This window comes from Sulfurospirillum sp. E15m (genome assembly GCF_059415145.1).
This window is the reverse complement of record NZ_JCAHZS010000017.1, coordinates 1-1139: the sequence shown is the minus strand read 5'-3', so window position 1 is coordinate 1139 and position 1139 is coordinate 1. Positions and strand designations below refer to the sequence as shown.

The 1139-nt window shown below is 35.6% G+C and carries 1 protein-coding gene; it reads right to left on the bottom strand.

The genetic code is table 11. The annotated features are described in order from the left end of the window. A partial coding sequence (locus tag AC5SLP_RS14390) for a cache domain-containing protein (RefSeq protein ID WP_495255856.1) occupies positions 1-856 on the bottom strand: 856 nt, incomplete at its 3' end. Positions 857-1139 lie beyond the last annotated feature (283 nt).

The following is a 1139-nucleotide window of genomic DNA, read 5'->3' as shown; positions in this document are numbered from 1 at the left end:
TGATTAAGATGCGTACTTTTTCAATAAAGCGGTTGATGCTGTTACTCGCTTGCGCAATTTCATCATTGCCAATAACATCCAATTTTCGTGTTAAGTCCCCATCTCCGCTTGAAAGATTATCGGCTCTACGCATTAAATCTCCAAGAGGATTTGAAATCGTTTTTGTAATAAGGAACATCGTGACGCCAATACAGATAACCACTAAAATCAGCGAAACAATCAAGAAGATACGAATTTGAGAGGTAATGCTTGCGTTTATCTCATCTTGTAATTTTGTTACTTCTGCTTCAACACTATCAACGTAAACACCCGTACCCATCATCCAGTGATATGGCTCAAAAGGTACGGCGTATGCGAATTTTAAAAAGGGTTTACCGTCTTTGACTTTTGGGAATTCATATTTAACCAGCGCACCACCTTTTTTAGCGGCTTCAAGTAACTCTTTTACAAAGAAGACACCTTTACTGTCTTTAAGCCCTATTAAGTTTTTACCATGAAGTGATTTGTTGGTTGGAAGTAAAACATTCGTGCCATCTTGTTTATAGATAAACACATACCCACTTTTATCGCCAAAAAAGCGCAGTGTATCAAGCTTTTCAAAAATTGCTTCTTGAATCTGCTCATCGGATGTTCCCTTGGCTTTTTCAACTTTATAGATTGTGAGTGCTGTTTGTTGAACAATTTCCATAATCGTTTTAAGTTCATTTTCATGAAATTGGTAAGCACTTTTTTCATACTCTGAAATAAACATTTTAGCATTGTTGTTTGTATTGACATAAGAAATGCCAATAATACAACCACCTAAGATCACTAATGAAAGAATAAGTGAGACTAAAATTCTGGTTGAAATCCTCATTTTTACCTCCTTTTTTTAGGTAAATATTAGCGCATTGTATCATAAAAGCACGATGAATACGAAAAGTAACATACTCAAAAAAGTTGAAATACGAGCTAAAAATAGTCTTTTCAGTAAGGCACTAAACGAAATGAGTGCCTTATGCGTAAAAACGTATCACGTTCTAAATTCAGAGAGCTTGAGATTCAAAGTTTCGGTCATACGACTAAGATGTTCAGCTGCACTAGCGATTTCCTCAACACTCCTAGCATTTTGACTTGAAATGTCATTGATTTGGCTCACA